Below are 18924 nucleotides of genomic sequence, written 5' to 3'. Positions count from 1 at the left end.
GACGCTCGACGGCCCCGCCCACGGGACGGGGCCGTCGCCGCCGGGTCAGCGGCGGGCGGCGATGTCCTCGAGGGCGGGGACGAGCTCGGCGGGGGAGGGGAGCGCGGTGTTGGTCGCCCGGACGTCCTCGGCGGCGGCCCGTACGGCCGGGTCGTTGAGGAGCCGGTCGAGGACCGCGGCGTCGACCTCGGCGGAGCTGGAGCGCAGCCCGATGCCGGCCTCGACGAGGGCGTCGGCGACCATGAAGTTGTCGGCGCCCTGGGGGAGGACGAGCTGGGGCAGCCCGGCGTCCAGCGTGGTGAGGGTGGTGCCCGCGCCGCCGTGGTGGACCACGGCGTCGGAGTGCCGCACGAGCGCGGCGAGCGGGATCCACGGCACCGGGCGGACGTTGGCGGGCAGGGCGCCGAGCGCGGTGAGGTCGGCGTCGCCGACCGCGAGCAGGAACTCGGCGTCGACCTGGTCGGCGGCCTCGATCAGCCGGGAGACGCCGCCGACGCCGTTGATGCCGACGACCACCGAGCCGAGGGTGACCAGGACGCGCCGCCGCTCGGCCGGGCGCAGGAACTCGGCGGGGATCGACCCGGTGCCGTTGTACGGGATGTAGCGGGCGCGCAGCCCCTCCGGGTCGCCGCCGAGCGGGCCGAGGTTGAGCACGGTGGACTCGACGGGGCCGGCCACGCCGTGCTGCTCGTAGAGGTCGGCGAGCTTGGGGAGGAAGCGGGCGTTGGTGTCGCGCCCGGACGGGATGCCGTAGTTCTGCATCACCAGCGGGATCTTGAGCTTGGCCGCCACCAGCGGGGCGACGGCCTGGAAGGCGGCGTGCACCAGGAGGTCGGCGCCCCAGTCGGCGGCGGTGGCGAGCAGCCCGTCGAAGGAGGGACGGGCGGCGTGCGCGAAGGCGCCGGCGGCCATGTCCATCCGTTCGTCGTGGGTCATGGCGTCGCTGCCGTAGGTCATCGGCTGCCCGCCGCGGAAGTCGACGAACAGCTCGCGCATGTCCCGGCCGTCGCCGATCTCGACGGTCGGGAAGCCGGAGGTCAGCAGCGGGTCCATCGGGCGCTGCCCGGCGAACAGGACGTCGTGGCCGGCGGCGCGGAGCGCCTGGGCGAAGGGCACCAACGGGAACAGGTGGCCGGGCGAGGCCGGGCCGGTGAAGAGGATGCGCATGGTGGTGTTCTCCCTGCCGCGCCGGGGCGCGGGCTGCGTGGAGTGGTCAGGTCGTCGGATCGTCAGTGATCAGGGCAGTCTCACTTTCGAAAGTGATGCCAGGTCAATTCGATTCCGATCGGGATGGACGTGAATCGGCCATTCTGCGACGGTACTTGTCACCGGCAGTGGGCTCTGCTCCGCGGCCGGAGGTGAGGGGACGGTGTGGGGTGGAACTGCCTGTTCGCCCCCGCCGTCCAAGCAGTGACGGAATCCCTGCCCGGAGCGAACTCCGGGAGGAGACGGAGGGCCCTGTGCAGTCAGGTGGTGCCGAGCTGAACCTCGGGTTCCCGGGCGGTTGTTGCGGAAACGGGGCCGGCGGCGCGCCCGGCGGAGCGCTCGGGGGGGCGACGGGCCGGGCGTCCTGCGGCGCGTCGCCCGGGGCGGTGCCGGCGCCCTCCGGCGAGCCCTCGCCGGTGGCGGTGGTGACGGCCCAACTGGCCGCCGCCGAGCGGTGCGAGGCCTTGCTGGAGGACACCCTGGACGCCATCGAGCCCGCACCGGCCTGGCGGTCGAGCGCGCCCGTGGCGGGCGTGCGGCTGCCGCGGCCCGGGCGCGAGTCGGGGGCGTGCTGGTACGTCGGCCGCGGGCGGGACCTGCTCACCGTGGTCTCGCTGCACCGGCGGGCGGAGCTGGTGGGCGTGGTGGAGCGGTACTGGCGGCGGCGCGGCTGGACGGTCACCTGGCGCAGCGCCGACCAGGACGCTCCCGGGGTCGCCGCGGCCACCCGGGACGGCTACCAACTGGCGTTCCGCTTCGGCGAGGTGGGGCAGGCGCGGTTGGCGGCCGGATCGGCGGGCGCGGCCTGCGCGGAGCGCGGCCCCGCGGTGCTGCCGGAGGCGCGCTGCTCGTACTGGAGCTCACTGGGCTGATCGGAGCGCCGGGCCGAACGGGCCCGCGCGGCGGTGAACCGGGGGAGGCGTGGAACGGACCCCCCGGTCCCGTTCCACGCCGCCTCGATGCGCGGCTTCGGCGCTGCCGCTCCCCCCGACCCCCCGGCAGCTGCGCCGATCCCCCCTGGCTTTTCACTCTCCGGCGAGAGTCGTCCGCACAGGCCTCGGCGAGCCCCTACCCCCCAGGGCGTCGTTGGTATCACGCTAACAAACCGCGTGGTTGGTTTGTCAATAGTGATGTCCACGAAACTTCCACAACTGGGAAGCCCCGCCCCGGCCGCCCCACCGGGCTTCGGAGCAGGTGGGCGCGGGTGTCCCGGGCCCGGCCCGGATCGGCCGCGGCTCCCGCCCCCGTGCCCGCGTCCCGCCCGCGCCGCCACGGAATCCGACACTCCGAGCATCATCGCAGCACGCAGTGACACCGCGCGAGTGCTTAACGCGAGCGACCGCCCCCGGCGGGCGTGACCTTCGGCTCACCGCACCGGCCGGCGCTCCTTGGCCACCGCCACCGCGCCCGCCCGGGTGTCCACGCCCAACTTGTCGTAGATCCGCCCCAGGTACGTCTTCACCGTGGCCTCGCTGATGAACAGCGCCCGCGCTGGCCCAGGCCCCGAATCTGAAGGACATCCCGGGCACGCTGTTCCTGGCCGGCGGCGCCCCGGTGCAGTCGAAGGGCGCCCCGGTCGCGGGCATCGGCGTCGCGGGCGCGCCGAGCGGCGACCTGGACGAGCAGTTCGCGCAGGCCGGCGTCGCCGCCCTGGCCAAGTGACGTACGGCCGGCCCGCTCCCCGTCCCCGGGGCGGGCCGGCCGGCGCCCGGTGGCGGACCGTCCGGCCCGCGGCCGCCGGACCCACTCGTTCGGGTGAACGCCGGAAGGGTCGCCGCAGAACAGCGGGTGACCCTTCGAAAAGCCGCTCCCGCTGTCAGTGCCGCGTGGCAGGCTTCCCGGTATGACGGCGTGGACCCTCAACGACATCGAACGTGCGATCCGCTCCTCCTGGGGCGTCGACACCTGTGCGCCCGAGGACCTGGCCCACTGGCGTCCCGACAATCCCGCCCGTGGCCAGTGCGGCGTGACGGCCATGGTCGTGCACGACCTGCTCGGCGGCGAGCTGATGATGGGCGAGGTGCACGTCGGTGGGGTCCGGACGGACCTCCACTGGTGGAACCGCTTCGCCACCGGCGTCGAGATCGACCTCACCCGCGAGCAGTTCGGGCCGGACGAGCTGGTCGGCCCCGGCCGTCCGGTCGCCCGCCCGGCCCGCCCCGGCCGGCTCCAGGCCCAGTACGAGCTGCTGCGCCACCGGGTGGTCACCGAGCTGGAGCGCGGCGCCGCCGCCGACCGCTCCTGGGCCCAGGCCCGCGCCTGCGCCTGACCCCGCCTCGGGCCCGGTGCCCGCGCCCGACGCCCGGGCCGCCGACCGCACCTGACGTACAGTCGTCCACCAACGGACGGCTGCGGCGACCGTCCGGGCCGCGGGCCCGGCCGGCCGCGAGGACGGGAGGGTGCGCGGATGACCGGGACGACGATCGGATTCGTGGGGCTGGGCGGGATGGGGCGCGGCATGGCCGGCAGCCTGCTGCGGGCCGGCCACGCCGTCCGGGTGTGGAACCGCTCGCCCGAGCCGGTGGCCGCCCTGGTGGCCGAGGGCGCCGAGCCGGCCGAGTCGCTCGCCGAGGTGTTCGCCGCCGACACGGTCGTCTCCATGCTCGCCGACGACACGGCGGTCGAGCGGCTGCTGCTCGACCCGGCCCTGCTGGCCGGTGCCCGGGCGAGCCTGCACGTCAACATGGCCACCGTCTCGCTCGCCCTCGCCGAGCGCGCCGAGGAGCTGCACGCCGAGCACGGCATCGGCTACGTCGCCGCGCCCGTCCTGGGCCGGCCCCCGGTCGCGGCCGCCGGGCAGCTGAACATCCTGGCCGCCGGCGACGGCGCCCTGCTGGCCCGCGCCGAGCCGCTGTTCGCGGCGATGGGGCAGCGCACCTGGCACTTCGGCGACCGGCCGAGCCAGGCCAACACCACCAAGATCAGCGTCAACTTCCTGCTGGCCTGCGCGATCGAGTCGATGGCCGAGGCGTGCGCCCTGGCGGAGGCCAACGGTGTCCGGCCGACCGACCTGATCGACCTGCTCACCGGCACCCTCTTCCCCGGGCCGGTGTACTCCGGCTACGGCGCGATGGTCGCCGAACGGCGCTACGAGCCGGCCGGGTTCCGGCTGCCGCTCGGCCTCAAGGACGTCGGCCTCGCCCTCGACGCCGGGGCCGTCGCCACCGTCCCGCTGCCGTTCGGCAGCGTGCTGCGCGACGCCTTCCTGGACGCGCTGGCGCACGGCGACGGGGAGAAGGACTGGGCCGCCGTCGCATCCGTCGCCCGCCGCCGGGCCGGGCTGCCCGAGTAGCGGCCCCGGACAGCGGCCCCGCGTGGGGCGCAGGCGCGGAATAACCGGCGCGCGGCGGGTGCTCGCACCTCCGTTCGTCTCAGCACACCCGGGGGAAGCACGATGACCGACCAGCCGCACGCCACCGAGCCCGCCCGCTCCTTCCTGTTCCTGGAGGCGAGTTCGCGCGGTGAGGGCAACACCGTGCAGCTCGCCCGGCTGGCCGCCGGGGCGAGCCTGCCCGCCGGGGCCGAGCAGCGCTGGCTGCGGCTGGACGACCACCCGCTGCCGCCCTACCGGGACCTGCGGCACGCGGACGCCGAGCAGCCCGAGCCCGCCGGCCACCTGCGGACGCTGCTGGACGCCACCCTGGCCGCCACCGACCTGGTGTTCGTCGCGCCGCTGTACTGGTACACACTGCCGACCAGCGCGAAGCTCTACCTCGACCACTGGACGGGCTGGCTGAAGGCCCCCGGGGTGGACTTCCGCGCCCGGATGAACGGCCGCACCCTGTGGGGCGTCACCGTCCTGGCCGACGGGCCGGAGAAGGCCGAACCGATGATCGGCACCCTCCGGCTGACCGCCGACTACATGGGGATGCGCTGGGGCGGCGTGCTGCTCGGCAACGGCAGCCGCCCGGGGGACGTGCTGCGCGACGAGCGGGCCCTGATCGAGGCCAAGTCGTTCTTCGCGGGCTGAGCGACCGGGCTGCGCGACCGGGCTGAGCGACCGGGCCGCGCGACCGGGTCGATCGGGCGGACCGATCACTTCCGGCCACCGCCGGCCGTGCGGTACCGTCCTCCGGACGTGTACCCGTCACGTCCGGTGACATTCCGGTGAAGGGCAAAAGCCTTACGGAAGGACGGAGTTGGACGTATCGGGCACCCCTGCTCCCGGAGCGTACCTCCACCGGCCCCCCGGCTTCCGAAGTGGCCGGATCGTTGGGTAATCTCCGTCGCACTTCAAGCTTCGCGGGGGGCGCAGCGCCCGTGGCCACCCTCCCGCGCCCGGGCCTCGCCCGGAATACTCCGTGAGGTCTCCTTGTCCATACGTCGCAGTCTCGCCCTGGCCGGCGCCTCCGTGCTCGCCTCCTCGCTCGTACTGGCCGGCGCCCAGGGCGCCATGGCGGTCGGCGCCACCAGCAGCCCGACCACCGCCGCGCCCCAGCCCGACAAGGCGTCGAACGCGAAGCTGGACCTCTCCGTGGACGGCGTTCCCGGCAGCTTCATCGCCGGTGGCGGCGGCCGCATGTTCACCTACGAGGCGCAGAACAACACCAAGCACGACTTCGTGCTCCTCCCGCTGCTGAAGTTCAAGAGCCGGGCGGGCGAGCTCCTGCCGAAGGACATCAAGGTCCAGTACCAGCTGCCCGACGAGGACTGGCGCACCGCGGTCGTCGCCCCCGACCAGAGCGGGGTGAAGAAGGACTCCGTCCTCATCCTGCTCGGCGCCCTCGGCACCGACGGCAACCCCGTCGCCGACGACCTGCTGGCCGTGAACAGCGGCCGGACCCTGAAGATCGACGTCAAGGTCTCCTTCGGCGACGACGCCCCGCTCGGCAAGGCCGGCGTCGTCCCGGTCGCCTACTCGGCCCAGCTCGCCGACGACACCCACCTGCCCGTCGACACCGGCCACCTGAGCTGCGAGGGCGGCTCGCGGTTCGTGATCAAGGCCGAGGGCGGCGGCGGCAAGCCGACCCCGACCCCCACCCGCACCGGCAAGCCCACCCCGACCCCGACCACGACCGGCACGCCGACCCAGACCCCGACCGCCACCGCGACGCCGACCCCGACCGCGACCGCGACGGCCACGCCGACCCAGACCCCGACCCAGACCCCGACCGCCACCGCGACGCCGACCACCTCGGCCACGCCCACCACCCCGGCGACCACCCCGGCCCCGGTCACCAGCACCAGCGGCGACGCCGGCGGCCCGATCGACTTCCCGGTCGAGACCCCGGTGATCACCCCGCCGAAGCTGCCGGCCGACGCCGTCGCCAAGGCCAAGACCAAGGCCGACAGCAGGGACAAGGCCCTGGCCCAGACCGGTGGCGGAGACCACACCACCGCGATCGCCGCGACCGGCGCCGCCGTCCTGGTCGCCGGTGCCGGCACCCTCGTGGTGCTGCGCCGCCGCAAGGCCGGCCAGCAGGCCTGATCCCGGAGCCCCTCGGCAGCCCGCCGCACCGGCCGTGAACGCACGGTCCGCCCGCCCGCCCGTCCTCCGGGACGGGTGAGGCGGGCGGCACGGACCGTATTCCTCGGTCACATAGGATGTCCGGCCGGAGGGGGGCGGAACCGGCGGGGAGAGGTACAGGTGCGGGGAGCACGCACGCAACGGGCTACCACCGACTACGAGGCGGCGACCGGTCGCATCGCCGGACTGCCGCTCCGCAGACACCACGTGCTGCTGGTCGCGTGGACGGTGCTCTGGTTCTTCCTGGTCGAGCCCAGCGGCGGGTTCTCCTGGCACTACCTGCGCCAGGGCGAGCAGCTGCTCTTCTCCGGCCAGCCGGACGGCGGCCTCGCGCTCTACGCCCACCACCCGGAGCTGCAGATCGGCCCGGTGAGCCTGGCCGCGGCCCGCCTCACCGCCCCGTTCTCGCCGCACACCGGCCAGCTGCTGGCCGAGGCGGCCAGCGCCGCGCTCGGCCTGGTGATGCTGGTGCTGATCGGCCGCACCGCCGCCCTGTACTACCTGGGCACCGGCACCAACCACCGCCGGCTGCAGCAGCGCCTGCTGATAGCGGGGCTGGCGTTCATCCCGATGTGGGTCGAGGTCTCGGTCCGCTTCGCGCACCTGGACGACGTCCTGGCGCTGTTCTTCACCACCCTCGCCGCGCACGCCCTGGCCCGCGGCAAGCCCGTCCAGGTCGCGCTGTTCCTCGCCCTGGCGGTGGACTCCAAGCCCTGGGCGATCGCCTTCGCCCCGCTGATGCTCGCGCTGCCCCGGCGCACCTGGCTGCGCGCCGGGTTCTGGTTCTGCGTGCTGGTGGCGGTGGCCTGGCTGCCGTTCTACCTGGGCGATCTGGACACCATGGCGGCCGCCAAGTTCACCATCCCCAACCAGCCCGCCTCCGCGCTGCGCTGGTTCGGGGTGACCGACCCGGCCACCCCCTGGTGGGACCGCCCGACCCAGTTCGCGCTCGGCATCGGCCTGGGCTGCGTCGCCGTGTGGCGCGGCCGCTGGCCGGCCGTGGTGCTGCTCGGCGCGGACGCCCGCATCCTGCTCGACCCGAGCGTCTACACGTACTACACGGCCTCGATCCTGCTCGGCACGCTGCTCTGGGACGCGGTCGGGCAGAAGCGGCTCGTCCCGTGGTGGAGCTGGATCGCGCTGGCCGCGCTGTACGGTGGCACGCTGTTCCTGCCCTCCGACGCGGCCCGCGGCTTCGTCCGGCTCGCCTTCGTCGTGGTCTCCGCCGGCTACGTGCTGTTCTGGCCCACCCAGCGCACCCGCGGCCCGCGGCGCCCGCGGCGGGCGGACGGCACCGGGACGCGCCGGGGCGCCCGGCGGCGCGAGCGCGAGCTGGTGGGAGCGGGCGCCTGACGGCCTCCGCGGGAAGCGGCTTGACCCTCACGCGACGTGAGAGCGGAGAGTCGTGGTCAGCACCAGGGAGGAGTCGAGGGATGGATGAGGACGGCTACTCGGTCGGCGCCGTGGCGAAGATCGCCAAGGTGACCGTCCGCACCCTGCACCACTACGACGAGATCGGGCTGCTGTCCCCCGCGGGCCGCACCCGGGCCGGCTACCGCCGGTACGTGGACGCCGATCTCGACCGGCTGCAACAGGTCCTCTTCTACCGCGAACTCGGCTTCCCGCTGGAGGAGATCGCGGCGATCCTGGACGACGGATCGGTCAGCCCGACCGAGCACCTGCGCCGGCAGCACGAGCTGCTGACCGGCCGGATCCGGCACCTCCAGGACCTCGCCGCAGCCGTCGAACACGCCATGGAGGCACGCAGGATGGGCATTCAGCTGACCCCGGAGGAGAAGTTCGAGATCTTCGGCGAGGGCTACCGGGAGGAGTGGGAGCAGGAGGCCGAGCAGCGCTGGGGCGACACCGAGGCCTGGGCCGAGTCGCAGCGCCGCACCGGCGGCTACACCAAGGCCGACTGGCAGCGGATCCAGGCCGAGACGACCGCGCTCAACACCCGCCTGGCCGAGGCCCTGGCGGCCGGCGAGCCGGCCGACGGCACGGTCGCCACCGACCTCGCCGAGGAGCACCGGCAGCACATCTGCCGGAACTTCTACGACTGCACGTACACCATCCACCGCGGCCTGGCCGGCCTGTACGTCTCGGACCCGCGGTGGACCACGTCCTACGAGGACATCGCCCCCGGCCTGGCGCAGTGGCTGCACGACGCCATGGTCGCCAACGCCGACCGGCGCGAGAAGGCGTGAGCGGCGCTCACGCCACCCCGCGCCCGAAGGAGCGCCGGTAGGCGGTCGGGGAGGTGCGCATCACCCGGCCGAAGTGGTGGCGGAACGTCGCGGCGCTCTCGAAGCCGACCGCCGCGGCGATCTCCTCCACCGTCCCGTCCGGGGCCTCCAGCAGCGGCAGGCTGGCCGCGATGCGCTGGGTGACCACCCAGCGCATCGGGCTGGTGCCGTTGCGGGCGGTGAAGTGCCGCAGGTACGAACGGTCCGACATGCGGGCGGCACGGGCCAGCTGCGAGATGGTCAGCGGGGACGCCAGGTGGTCCAGCGCCCACTGCATGCTGCGGGCGACCCCGTCGTCCTCCGGCTCGACGGCGGGCACGGCCGCCTCGATGAACTGGGCCTGCCCGCCGTCCCGGTGCGGCGGCACCACGAACCGCCGGGCCACCGTGTTGGCCACCTTGGCGCCGTGGTCCCGCCGCACCAGGTGCAGGCACAGATCGATCCCGGCGGCGCTGCCCGCGCTGGTCAGCACGTCGCCGTTGTCCACGTACAGCACGTCCGGGTTGACCCGCACCTTCGGGTGGCGCTGCTGGAGCAGGTCGGCGTACCGCCAGTGGGTGGTCGCGTCCTTGCCGTCCAGCAGCCCGGCGGCGGCCAGCGCGAAGGCGCCCGAGCAGATCGAGACGATCCGGGCGCCGCGCTCGTGCGCCGTCCGCAGTGCCGCGACCAGCCCGGGGGAGACCTCGCCGCCGAAGGCGTTGGGCACCCCGGGGACCACCACGGTGTCGGCCGCCGCGAGTTCGTCCAGCCCGTGCCGGGCGGTCAGCGCGAAGCCGCCCACCGCGTCCAGCGCCGTCCCGGGCCGGTCGGCGCACACCTTCAGCCCGTACCAGGGCGCCGCCAGCAGCCCGCTCAGCTCGGGCCGGGCCAGCCCGAACACCTCGACCACCACGCCGAGTTCGAACGGGGCCATGCCGTCGAAGGCGTACACCGCCACGTCGTGCACCGGCTCCGGCCGGCGCCCGATCCGCACGGCCACCGGTCGCGGCCCGGCGGCGCGGCCCCCGTCGACCGCTCCGGCGGTCGGTGCCTCGATCTGCTCGGCCATGCGAACCCCCTGGTCACGGTGCCGGATTGCCGGTGAGTGTAGCCGCCCGGGCCGCCCCGGAACTTCTCCCGAATCCCCCTGCAACCTCCGCGCCCCCCGCACGTCCATTGGTACGGGGGCGGAGGGAGCTCGGCGGAGCGCAGCTGCGAGCATCCCTCCGATCGCGATCTTGATCAGGTGACTGACGGTCCGGCGCCAGCCGTCACCGTCCCGGGGGAAAGCAGAAGCGCACATGTCCATGGCCATCGGGCCGATCGCCGCGCCAACGGGGTGGCGCGGCATCTCCGTCCGCGGAGTCCGCGGAGTTCGCAGCGCCCGCAGCGTCCGCGGCGCGGTCGCCGCGCTGTTCGGCGCGCAGGAGGCCGGCGAGCCGACCGTCGCCGTCGCCGCCGACCACGCCGCCGACCACGCCACCGAGCAGCAGGCGGCGCAGCGCCGCTCCGGCTTCCGGCTGCTGCGCGGCGGGCGCAAGCCCGTGGAGGACCGGCCCACCCTGACCGACCTGTACCACGCCCACCGGCTCGGCCTGGTCCGGATGGCCGTGCTGCTGGTCGACCACCAGGACCTCGCCGAGGACGTCGTGCAGGAGGCCTTCACCCAGCTCTACCAGCGCCACGGCGAGCAGCTGGACGACCTCGACAACGCGCTCGGCTACCTGCGGACCTCGGTGGTCAACGGCGCCCGCTCGATGCTGCGCCGCCGCAAGACCGCCCGCGAGTACGTGCCCCCGCACGAGGCCGACGCCCCCTCCGCCGAGGACCACGCGGTGCTCAACGACGAGCACCGGCGGGTGCTCGTCGCCCTGCAGGAGTTGACCCCCCGCCAGCGCGAGGTGCTGGTGCTGCGCTACTGGTCCGACCTGTCGGAGGCGCAGATGGCCGAGACCCTGGGCCTGTCCCGGGGCGCCGTGAAGTCCACCGCCAGCAGGGCCCTGGACGCCCTGGAGAAGCACCTGGAGAAGGTTCGATGACCGACAAGTCCGCTCCCCGGACGGGCGGTGACGACGGTTCGGCCGGGACCCCGACCGAACGGCTGCTGCGCGAGGCGATGAACGCCAGAACGTCCCTGATCACCGCCCACGACCTGCGCCCGGCCGCACCCCCGAGGAGCCGGATCCGCCGGCTGCGCCCGGTGTACGCCGTCACCGTGCCGCTGCTCGGCCTGGCCGCCGCCGCGGCGATCGGCGTGGTCACCCTGCACGGCAGCCCGGTCGCCGACCGCGAGACCCCGCCGCCCCCGGCCGCCACCCTGACGGCCTCGCCCAGCCCGACCGCCACGCCCACGGCCACCCCGACCCCGACCGCCACCGGGACGCCGACCGCCACCGAGACCCCGGCCGGGGAGCCCGAGACCGACACCCCGTCTGCCGACGTCACCCCGACCTCACCGGCGAAGTCGTACACCTTCCGGGGCGTCAAGCTGCGCATCCCGGCCGGCTGGCGGGTCGACGCCGCCAACCCGGCGAGCGACCACCTCTGCATCCTGAGCCCGGGGGCTCCGCAGGGCGCCACCGCCGACGACTGCCAGCCGTACGGGGTGGATCTGGCCGTCTTCGACATGGAGTCGCAGATCTGGCCGACACTGGGCGACCTCGACGACAAGGGCGGCTGGGGCCACCAGCCCTACTGCCCGATCTGGGGCAACCCGCATCAAGCCGGCGGTGAGCAGATCACCTACTCCGCCCCGGTGAAGACCACGCCCACCGTCTCCGGCCGCCCGGCCCGCAAGTCGACGTGGCAGTCGGCCTGCGGCAAGTCGCCCTTCAAGGCACAGATCTGGGCCCTGCCGGAGGACCAGGTGTTCGTCTCGGCGATCGGCCTCAAGGCCGACTACCAGGACGACCTGCAGTCGATCGTCGACAGCCTGGACGTCAGCGGCCACCCCGCGCCGACGATCGTCAACGCCACCGTCTCCGTGTCGGGCATCAAGTCCGGCCAGCAGCTGCTGAACGACGGGTCGTCGACGGCGGAGTTCTCGGTCACCTTCAAGAACAACGGCAGCAAGAAGCTGACCGGGTCGAAGGCCGTGGTCTACGGCACCAACTACCCTGGCGCGCCGGCCGGGAAGCCGGTGGCCGGCATGCTGGCGTACCACCTCCCGGACAACTTTCTCTGGAGGCCGCTGGACCCCAACCGCATCGACACCCTCTCGGACCCGGCGACCGGCGTGCCGGTCGATCTGGACCCGGGCCAGAGCGTCACGGTGAGCTACCAGTTGAGGCTGACGCCGCAGGACGGCCCGGGCTTCATGCCGTTGACCGTGGGCCTGTCCGTTCCCGGCAACCTACCCGGCCCCGACCTCACCGTGGTCAACCTCTCGGTGGTCTCCAAGTAGCACGCGCGAAGGCCCGGCCCCCACGCGGGGAGCCGGGCCTTCGGCACGCGGAGGGTCAGGCCAGCGAGGCCATCCACGCCTCGACCTCGTCGGAGCGGCGCGGCAGCCCGGCCGAGAGGTTCTCGTTGCCGTCCGCCGTCACCAGGATGTCGTCCTCGATCCGGACGCCGATGCCGCGGTACTCCTCCGGCACGGTCAGGTCGTCCTGCTGGAAGTACAGGCCGGGCTCGACGGTGAGCACCATGCCGGGCACCAGCAGCGCGTCGACGTGCTCCTCGCGGCGCGAGTGGGCGCAGTCGTGGACGTCCAGGCCGAGCATGTGGCCGGTGCCGTGCAGGGTCCAGCGGCGCTGCAGGCCGAGCTCCAGGACCTTCTCGACGTCGTACGCCGAGGCGTCCAGCAGGCCCCAGGCGAGCAGCCGCTCGGCCAACACGCGCTGCGAGGCCTCGTGGAAGTCGCGGAAGCGGGCGCCCGGCTTCACGGCGGCGATGCCGGCTTCCTGGGCGTCGTACACCGCGTCGTAGATCTTGCGCTGCAGCTCGTTGAAGCGGCCGTCGATCGGCAGGGTGCGGGTGACGTCGGCGGTGTAGAGGGTGTGGGTCTCCACGCCGGCGTCCAGCAGCAGCAGCTCGCCGGGGCGGACGTCGCCGTCGTTGCGGACCCAGTGCAGGGTGGTGGCGTGCGGGCCGGCCGCGGCGATGGTGCCGTAGCCGACGTCGTTGCCCTCGACGCGGGCGCGGCGCCAGAAGGTGCCCTCGATCCAGCGCTCGGAGGTGGCGACGGCCTGGCCGAGCTCGCGCACGACGTCGGTGAAGCCCTTGACGGTGGCGTCGCAGGCGGCGCGCAGCTCGCCGATCTCCCACGCGTCCTTGACCAGGCGCAGGCCGCTCAGGAACTCCTTGAGCTCGGCGTCCTTGTCGGCGTCCAGCACCCCGGCCAGCGCGGCCTCCAGGCCGGCGTCGTAGCCGCGGACGATCCGGGTCGGCACGGCGGAGTCCTGGGCCTTCGCGGCCAGCTCCTCGGCGGCCTTGCGGACGTCGCGGGCGGCCAGGCCGAGCAGCTGCTCCTGCTCGGTGAGGCTGTGCCGGCGGCCGACCCACAGCTCGCCGTAGCCGTCGAGCCAGAACTCGCCGTTCTCGCGGTTCGAGCGGGGCAGCAGGTAGAGGGTGAACGCGTGGCCGGCGTCGCCGGTCGGCTCGGCGACGAGCACCGCGTCCTCGGTCTGGTCACCGGTGAGGTGCACGTACTCGCTGGCGGCGCGGAAGCTGTAGTCGGTGTCGTTCGCGCGCACCCGCAGGTTGCCGGCCGGGACGACCAGGCGCTCGCCGGGGTAGGCGGCGGACAGCGCGGCGCGGCGCTCGGCGGCGTACGGGGCCTGCGCGACCGGGGCGAGGCCGTGCAGCTCGGTGTCGGCCCAGCCGGACGCCATCGAGGCGGACAGCGCGTCGGAGATCTCGCCGTAGAGCCCGTTCTTGCGGCCCTTGAACTCCTGCGGCTCCTCGCCGCCCTCGGCCTCGGGGTTCTCGGCCACCGCGGGGGTGCGGTCCTCGGTCACGTGCAACGCCTCCTTGGGGGTGGTACCGCCGCCCTCGGGGGAGGTGTCGGGTCGCGACACGCGCGGGCGGCCGTTCGTCCATGGTACGGACGCCCGGCCGCCCACCGGTTCGGGGCTCGTACGGCTGCTCGGGCCGAGGGGCGGGCCCTACTCGAACCGGGCCGCCAGCAGCAGCAGGTCGTCGGTGGCCGGCGCGGTGTCCGGGCCGGGGCAGACGGCCAGCAGGTGGGCGCAGAGCCGGCCCGGGTCGATCCGCACGTCGCGCGGGGCGTCGGCGGCGGCCCGGCGCAGGTTGGCCTGCCCGGCGTGCAGGGTGGGGCCGCAGCGGCGGGCCAGGCCCTCGGTGTACAGCAGCAGGGTGTCGCCGCGCTCGGCGGTGAACTCGACCCCGGGCGCCTCCCAGCAGGCGAGCATCCCGAGCGGCGCGGAGAGCGAGGTCTCGACGAACTCGGCGCCGTGCCGCCCGACCAGGACCGGCGGGCAGTGCCCGGCGCCGGCCAGGGTGATCCGGCGCTCCTCGGGCTCGACCCAGGCGTAGACGGCGGTGGCGGTGCGGGTCGGCTCGGTGGTCTTGAGCAGCAGTTCCAGGTCGCCGAGGACGGAGACCGGGTCCTCGCCCTCCAGCACCGCGTACGCCCGCAGCGCGGCCCGGACCCGGCCCATCGCGGCGGCCGCGCCGGGGGCGGAGGCGGGGCCCGCGCCGGGGCCGTCGCCGGAGACCGAGCCCACGGTGAGGCCCATGGTGCCGTCCGGCAGCGGGATCGCGTCGTACCAGTCGCTGCCGCTGGAGCGCTCCAGGCCGGCCGGGACGAGCCGGGCGGCCAGCCGCAGGCCGGCGGTCTGCGGGAGGTGGTCGGGCAGCAGGCCGCGGCGCAGCGCCTCGGTGGTGCGCCGGGTGCGGTCGGCCTCCAGCTGCTTGGCGAGCAGCGGGGCGGCGATCTCGCAGTAGTGGCGGGCGAGTTCGCGCCGGCACTCGGTGGGCTCGGCGGGCTCGTCCCAGAACCAGACGACGGCGGCGAGCGGGCCGTCCTCCTCGGTGGCCAGCGGCAGGCCGTAGCAGCCGCCGAGACCGAAGTGGCCGGCGAGTTCGCGCAGCCGCTCGCCGATGGCCGGGTCCGCGGTGAGGTCGGTGGAGTGCAGCCGGGCGGGCCGGTCCCGGTCGCGCAGCAGCCGGGCGAGCAGGCTCTGCTCGGGCGGCACGGTCTCCAGGGCGCCGAGGCTGGCCCGGTCGAGGCCGAGGCCGACCGGCTGGCCGGTGCCGCCGCCGGGCAGCCGGGTGACCAGGACGCCGCGGCGGGCGCCGAGCAGGGCGGCGCCGGAGGCGAGGACGGCGTCGAGGGTGGCGGCGAGGCCGCGGGCACGGGCGAGCCGTTCGGTGTGCTCGTGCAGGCTGGTGATATCGGACAGGCGTCCGGCCAAACGGTCCTGCAGCGCGGCGGAGTGCGCGGTGCGGTCGTCCGGCGCGCCCTCCGGCGTGTCGGCGGGGCCGGGGAGGCCGGGCGGGTCGAGGACGGTGAGCCCGCCGGCGCAGCCGGGTTCAGCGGGCTCGGAGGGTGTCGTCGACGGGTGGGACTCGGTCATGCCGCCACTCCTGACGCGGTGCTACGTGCCATGCGAAACCCCCAGATACGGCCCGATGTGGAGCGAGCACGGCCTTAGGGCGCGTTTCGCCTCGATTCGCTACTACTCGTCATTGATCGACAGCAATGCCACCACTTCTACACAGGCCATTCGGGGCATGTCCAGATCCAGGACGACGCGGTGGCCGTTCCGGATCGGCCGCGGCGTCGTTCGCGCCCAGCTCCGGGGGCGTGCGCGGAACGCGGGCGCGCCGGTCGGGCCGCGGGGCACCGGAGGCATGGAGCGGGCCGGGAACGGGCAGAACGGGGAGGACGGACCGGGCGGCCGTCCGGATCGTATGTCCGCGCCGCCCGCGCACCGGGTCGGCCGGAACTCTCTCACTCGTACGGTGGAACCAATCGCGCCCGGGCGGCGTCCATCCGGTCGCATACGGGATTCTCGTTCCAAGGGCTGTGCTGGTCCGCGGCCCTTCTCAAGTCGTGCCCCACCCGCGCCCCATCCCGTGCTCCACGTCGTGGCCGAGCCCCTCCGCAGTGCCGCCCGCCCCCGCAGTTCCGCGTCCGGGGCCGTGCCGCCCGCAGGTCCGCGTGGTGAGTTCCGAGGGGCCGTCCCGGTGGGCGAACCGAGCGGTCAGGGAAAGGAACGAGCGCCATGCGTGAGAATCCGAAGGCCCGGTCGGACGAGGACTCCGCCCGGCTGGCCGCGGCCCTGACGGCCGCCGTCGACCACCGCTGGCCCGTGGTGCCGGGCGCCGTGCTGTGCGGCGGCCGCTGCTCCTGCGGGGACCCGGACTGCACCGTCCCCGGCGCGCACCCGCACGACCCGTCCCTGCTGGCCGCCACCACGGACGCCCGGATGGTGCGCTGGTGGTGGGAGCGGCAGAGCCCGGCGGCGCCGGTGCTGGCGGCGACCGGCACCGCGGTCTCGGCGGTCAGCCTGCCGGCGGCGGCCGGCGCCCGGGCGCTGGTCTACCTGGGCGCGCTGCGGCTGCCGCTCGGCCCGGTGCTGGCCATGCCGGGCCGCTACGCGCTGTTGGTGGCCCCCTATTCGCTGGACTCGCTGGGCGAGATGCTCGCTCAACTCCCTTGGGTGCCGGGCTCGTTGCGCTACCACGGGCCGGGCGGCTTCCTGCCGCTGCCGCCCGGCGGCGGGGCCGGCCGGGTGCGCTGGGTGCTGGCGCCCCGCCCGGCGGCGGACGGCGGGGTCCGGCTGCCCCAGGTCGGGCCGCTGCTGGGCGAGTTGGTGGAGGCGACGGTCCGATTGGACAGCGGGCGCTCGGCGTACTGAGGGGTGCGCGGTCGCGCGCGGAGGTCCGGGGGCGTGCGGGGCGGCGTGCGCGAGGGCCCGATCCGGAAAACAAAAAGATCCGACCGCTGGCGACGGGGGATGCACCAGCGGCCGGACGCTTTAGACAGTAACAAGGATCGGCGCCCGCGCCAATTTCCAAGACGCCCTGTACGCCGGGAAATTGCGCTTCCCGGCGACAATGTGACGCGTATCACCCCGATCCTGCGAGGCTTTAGTTCAAGGTGACCTGACGGTTCACCAGGTTCGCGCGGGCGCGCCGCTCCTCGGCGGTGAGCGGGGTTCCGTCGGCGAGCGTGGCGGCGAGTCGCTCGGCGAACTCGGCGGCGGGCTTCTCGCAGTCGGCGGCGGTCATCGCGAGCGGCAGGTCCCACACCGGGACGGTCAGGCCGTGCGCGCGGAACGAGCCGACCAGCCGGGTGTCCGCGCCGAGCGAGGCCTCGCCGGCGGCGTTCAGCCGGGCCAGCGCGTCCAGCAGCTGCTCCTCGGGGACGGTCATCACCCAGCGCAGGTGGTTCTTGTCCGGGGTGCCGCACCAGTAGGCGGCGTCGACGCTGCCCAGCTTCTCGGTCGGGATGGCCGAGGCGTTGGCGCGCTCCAGCGAGGCGGCGACCTCGCCGGTGGCGGTCTCGGCGTCCTCCAGCCAGAACTCGAAGCCGGAGTGCACGGTGGGCGCGAACGCGGCGGAGGCGTCCAGCAGGTCCTGCAGGCGGCGCCCGCCCGGGACGGTCCGGCGCGCGGGGACGGGGCTGCCCGGCTCGGTGGCCAGGGCCAGCTCCAGGGCGTCCGCGAGGTCGCGGCTGAGGTCGCCGGAGGAGGACTGGGTCTGCAGGCCGAGCAGGATCGAGCCGTCCTGGCGGCGCAGCGCCGGCCAGGCCAGCGGCAGCACGGTGGCCAGCGTCACCGACGGGACGTCACCGGTGGCGCCCTCGGCCACCCCGGCGGCCAGCGTCAGCGGCACCGTGGCGGCGGGCACCAGCTCGCGCAGCGCGACCCAGTCGGCCTCGCCCGGCAGGCCCTCGAACGGGCGGTGCACCAGCTCCTGGACGGCGTGCGAGGCCTCCCGGCCGTGGCAGGCCTTGTAGCGGCGGCCCGAGCCGCAGGGGCAGGCCTCGCGGGCCCCCACCACGGGGACCTCGCCCGTGACGGCGGTGGTGGACTGGCGCTGCGGCGCCTTCTTGGCGGCCTTCTTGCCCATGGTGCGGCTCTCCCGGGGACGGTGGTCCTGTTGCTCCGGAGAGCCTACTGACGTTCCCCGGGCGGGCGGGAACGCGCCCGGGCGGGCCCGGCGCGTCCCGCCCCCGGCAAGGAGCCGGGAGCCGGGCCCTCAGGCCGTACGGGCGTCGCCGCCGGTGCGCCGGGCGTGCCGGGCGCGGGCGGGCAGCGCCGCCCAGACCGTCACCTCGCCGGGCGCGTCGCGCACGCCCCAGTCGCTGGCCAGCTGGTCGACGATGCTCAGGCCGCGGCCGCCGCGCGAGGTCAGCGAGGGGCTGGCGGGCAGCGGCCGGGTGGCCGCACCACCGTCGGTGACCTCCAGGGTCAGCACGCCGTCCGCGTGCATCTGCCAGCGGACGAGCACGCCGCCGTCCGGCTCGTCCCGGTCCTCCTCGCGGCCGTCGGGTCTGCTCCCGGCCCGGCCGTCCTCGTGCTCGGCGCCGCCCGGCGCGGGGTGCTTCCCCGAGGGGACGCCGACCAGCACCTGGTCGACCACCTCGGCCCGGGCGCCGCGGCCGAGGGCCGTCAGCGGGCCGAGCGGGCGGGCGTACCGGCAGGCGTTGCTCAACAGTTCGGAAAGGATCAGTACGGCATCATCGATGACCGGTTCGGGTACCTGCCGGTCACCCAGATCTCGACGCAGTCGGCGCCGTGCGACCCCGACACTCGCTGGGCCGTGCGGCACTGCCATGGTCGATGAAGTCGGCACTTCGCGCGCCACCATCAACGCCACCCCCGGACCTCCTTCAGCGTATGCCGAGGGAGAGATGCCCCTTGGTAATGCGTCGGAAACGACCGTCCGCCGATCCCGGCGACCCATTTCCGGCAGCACGACGGACAGTGGACGAGAGGTCATTCACCGCTCACCCTCCGTCGCGCGATCGCAAGAATTCCGGCAATAACGTGCCCGGAAGGTTTGCTTGCCGACCGAAACGTTCAGGCCGACCCGAGGGCGTCGTTCCCGACC

16 protein-coding genes and 2 pseudogenes are annotated in these 18924 nt (G+C 74.7%); 11 read left to right on the top strand and 7 right to left on the bottom strand.

What is annotated here, in order from left to right; all coding sequences use genetic code 11:
* Positions 1–45: 45 nt before the first annotated feature.
* Positions 46–1167, bottom strand: a complete 1122-nt coding sequence (locus VM95_RS04110; protein WP_045692627.1) for a glycosyltransferase — start codon at positions 1165–1167, stop codon at positions 46–48.
* A gap of 425 nt (positions 1168–1592) precedes the next feature.
* Between VM95_RS04110 and VM95_RS41210 the strand changes: the two genes are divergently transcribed.
* Positions 1593–2078 carry a hypothetical protein gene (locus VM95_RS41210; protein WP_157881988.1) on the top strand — a complete coding sequence of 162 codons (486 nt, stop codon included), beginning with the start codon at positions 1593–1595 and terminating at the stop codon, positions 2076–2078.
* Positions 2079–2572: 494 nt separating this feature from the next.
* Here VM95_RS41210 and VM95_RS39935 read toward each other — a convergent pair.
* Positions 2573–2698, bottom strand: a pseudogene (locus VM95_RS39935) (response regulator transcription factor); the annotation flags it as partial.
* Here VM95_RS39935 and VM95_RS39930 point away from each other — a divergent pair.
* The 7 genes and pseudogenes from VM95_RS39930 to VM95_RS04075 all read left to right on the top strand — a co-directional run.
* Positions 2698–2868, top strand: a pseudogene (locus VM95_RS39930) (heme-binding protein); the annotation flags it as partial. The pseudogenes VM95_RS39935 and VM95_RS39930 sit on opposite strands and share 1 nt — an antisense overlap.
* A gap of 181 nt (positions 2869–3049) precedes the next feature.
* The gene (locus VM95_RS04100; protein WP_045692626.1) at positions 3050–3475 is read left to right on the top strand and encodes a YunG family protein; all 426 of its coding nucleotides are present in this window, start codon (positions 3050–3052) and stop codon (positions 3473–3475) included.
* A 51-nt stretch (positions 3476–3526) separates the two neighbouring features.
* Positions 3527–4498, top strand: coding sequence for an NAD(P)-dependent oxidoreductase (locus tag VM95_RS04095; protein WP_279616813.1), 972 nt, complete (start codon positions 3527–3529; stop codon positions 4496–4498).
* A gap of 102 nt (positions 4499–4600) precedes the next feature.
* A complete protein-coding gene (locus tag VM95_RS04090; RefSeq protein WP_045692624.1) occupies positions 4601–5176 on the top strand; it encodes a flavodoxin family protein in 576 nt (191 codons plus the stop codon).
* Between the two features lie 342 nt (positions 5177–5518).
* Positions 5519–6634 (top strand): LPXTG cell wall anchor domain-containing protein, encoded by a 1116-nt coding sequence (locus tag VM95_RS04085; protein ID WP_045692623.1) that lies wholly within the window; start codon positions 5519–5521, stop codon positions 6632–6634.
* Between the two features lie 159 nt (positions 6635–6793).
* The gene (locus VM95_RS04080) at positions 6794–8026 is read left to right on the top strand and encodes a hypothetical protein (protein ID WP_425265281.1); all 1233 of its coding nucleotides are present in this window, start codon (positions 6794–6796) and stop codon (positions 8024–8026) included.
* A gap of 80 nt (positions 8027–8106) precedes the next feature.
* A complete protein-coding gene (locus VM95_RS04075) occupies positions 8107–8880 on the top strand; it encodes a MerR family transcriptional regulator (RefSeq protein ID WP_045692622.1) in 774 nt (257 codons plus the stop codon).
* Between the two features lie 7 nt (positions 8881–8887).
* Here VM95_RS04075 and VM95_RS04070 read toward each other — a convergent pair whose 3' ends face one another.
* Positions 8888–9865: a helix-turn-helix domain-containing protein gene (locus tag VM95_RS04070; protein ID WP_425265282.1), complete on the bottom strand. Its 978-nt coding sequence runs from the start codon at positions 9863–9865 to the stop codon at positions 8888–8890.
* Positions 9866–10205: 340 nt separating this feature from the next.
* Between VM95_RS04070 and VM95_RS04065 the strand changes: the two genes are divergently transcribed.
* Both VM95_RS04065 and VM95_RS41205 read left to right on the top strand, forming a co-directional pair.
* On the top strand, positions 10206–10937 hold the full coding sequence (locus tag VM95_RS04065; protein ID WP_078859603.1) for an RNA polymerase sigma factor: 732 nt from the start codon (positions 10206–10208) through the stop codon (positions 10935–10937).
* On the top strand, positions 10934–12301 hold the full coding sequence (locus VM95_RS41205; RefSeq protein WP_052707131.1) for a hypothetical protein: 1368 nt from the start codon (positions 10934–10936) through the stop codon (positions 12299–12301). Before VM95_RS04065 ends, VM95_RS41205 begins: the two co-directional genes overlap by 4 nt.
* A 55-nt stretch (positions 12302–12356) precedes the next feature.
* On the opposite strand, the gene VM95_RS04055 is transcribed toward VM95_RS41205, so the two are convergent.
* Positions 12357–13856, bottom strand: a complete 1500-nt coding sequence (locus VM95_RS04055; protein ID WP_045692621.1) for an aminopeptidase P family protein — start codon at positions 13854–13856, stop codon at positions 12357–12359.
* A 147-nt stretch (positions 13857–14003) separates the two neighbouring features.
* The gene (locus VM95_RS04050) at positions 14004–15437 is read right to left on the bottom strand and encodes a PP2C family protein-serine/threonine phosphatase (RefSeq protein WP_078859589.1); all 1434 of its coding nucleotides are present in this window, start codon (positions 15435–15437) and stop codon (positions 14004–14006) included.
* Positions 15438–16088: 651 nt separating this feature from the next.
* Between VM95_RS04050 and VM95_RS04045 the strand changes: the two genes are divergently transcribed.
* Complete coding sequence (locus tag VM95_RS04045; protein ID WP_045692620.1) at positions 16089–16724, top strand: bifunctional DNA primase/polymerase; 636 nt, start codon at positions 16089–16091, stop codon at positions 16722–16724.
* A gap of 232 nt (positions 16725–16956) precedes the next feature.
* Here VM95_RS04045 and VM95_RS04040 read toward each other — a convergent pair whose 3' ends face one another.
* Positions 16957–17940 carry a DUF5926 family protein gene (locus VM95_RS04040; protein WP_045692619.1) on the bottom strand — a complete coding sequence of 328 codons (984 nt, stop codon included), beginning with the start codon at positions 17938–17940 and terminating at the stop codon, positions 16957–16959.
* Positions 17941–18069: 129 nt separating this feature from the next.
* Positions 18070–18681 carry an ATP-binding protein gene (locus tag VM95_RS04035; protein ID WP_045692717.1) on the bottom strand — a complete coding sequence of 204 codons (612 nt, stop codon included), beginning with the start codon at positions 18679–18681 and terminating at the stop codon, positions 18070–18072.
* Positions 18682–18924 lie beyond the last annotated feature (243 nt).

It is taken from the genome of Streptomyces rubellomurinus, from assembly GCF_000961885.1.
Lineage (GTDB): Bacteria > Actinomycetota > Actinomycetes > Streptomycetales > Streptomycetaceae > Kitasatospora > Kitasatospora rubellomurina.
Note: the sequence above shows the minus strand (reverse complement) of the source record. Positions and strands in the feature narration are given on the sequence as shown.

Coding starts and splice junctions, on each gene's coding strand:
- VM95_RS04045 (WP_045692620.1), top strand. CDS start 16,089: ATGCGTGAGAATCCGAAGGCCCGGTCGGACGAGGACTCCGCCCGGCTG.
- VM95_RS04075 (WP_045692622.1), top strand. CDS start 8,107: ATGGATGAGGACGGCTACTCGGTCGGCGCCGTGGCGAAGATCGCCAAG.
- VM95_RS04035 (WP_045692717.1), bottom strand. CDS start 18,681: ATGGTGGCGCGCGAAGTGCCGACTTCATCGACCATGGCAGTGCCGCAC.
- VM95_RS04065 (WP_078859603.1), top strand. CDS start 10,206: ATGGCCATCGGGCCGATCGCCGCGCCAACGGGGTGGCGCGGCATCTCC.
- VM95_RS04050 (WP_078859589.1), bottom strand. CDS start 15,437: ATGACCGAGTCCCACCCGTCGACGACACCCTCCGAGCCCGCTGAACCC.
- VM95_RS04110 (WP_045692627.1), bottom strand. CDS start 1,167: ATGCGCATCCTCTTCACCGGCCCGGCCTCGCCCGGCCACCTGTTCCCG.
- VM95_RS04090 (WP_045692624.1), top strand. CDS start 4,601: ATGACCGACCAGCCGCACGCCACCGAGCCCGCCCGCTCCTTCCTGTTC.
- VM95_RS04100 (WP_045692626.1), top strand. CDS start 3,050: ATGACGGCGTGGACCCTCAACGACATCGAACGTGCGATCCGCTCCTCC.
- VM95_RS41205 (WP_052707131.1), top strand. CDS start 10,934: ATGACCGACAAGTCCGCTCCCCGGACGGGCGGTGACGACGGTTCGGCC.
- VM95_RS04040 (WP_045692619.1), bottom strand. CDS start 17,940: ATGGGCAAGAAGGCCGCCAAGAAGGCGCCGCAGCGCCAGTCCACCACC.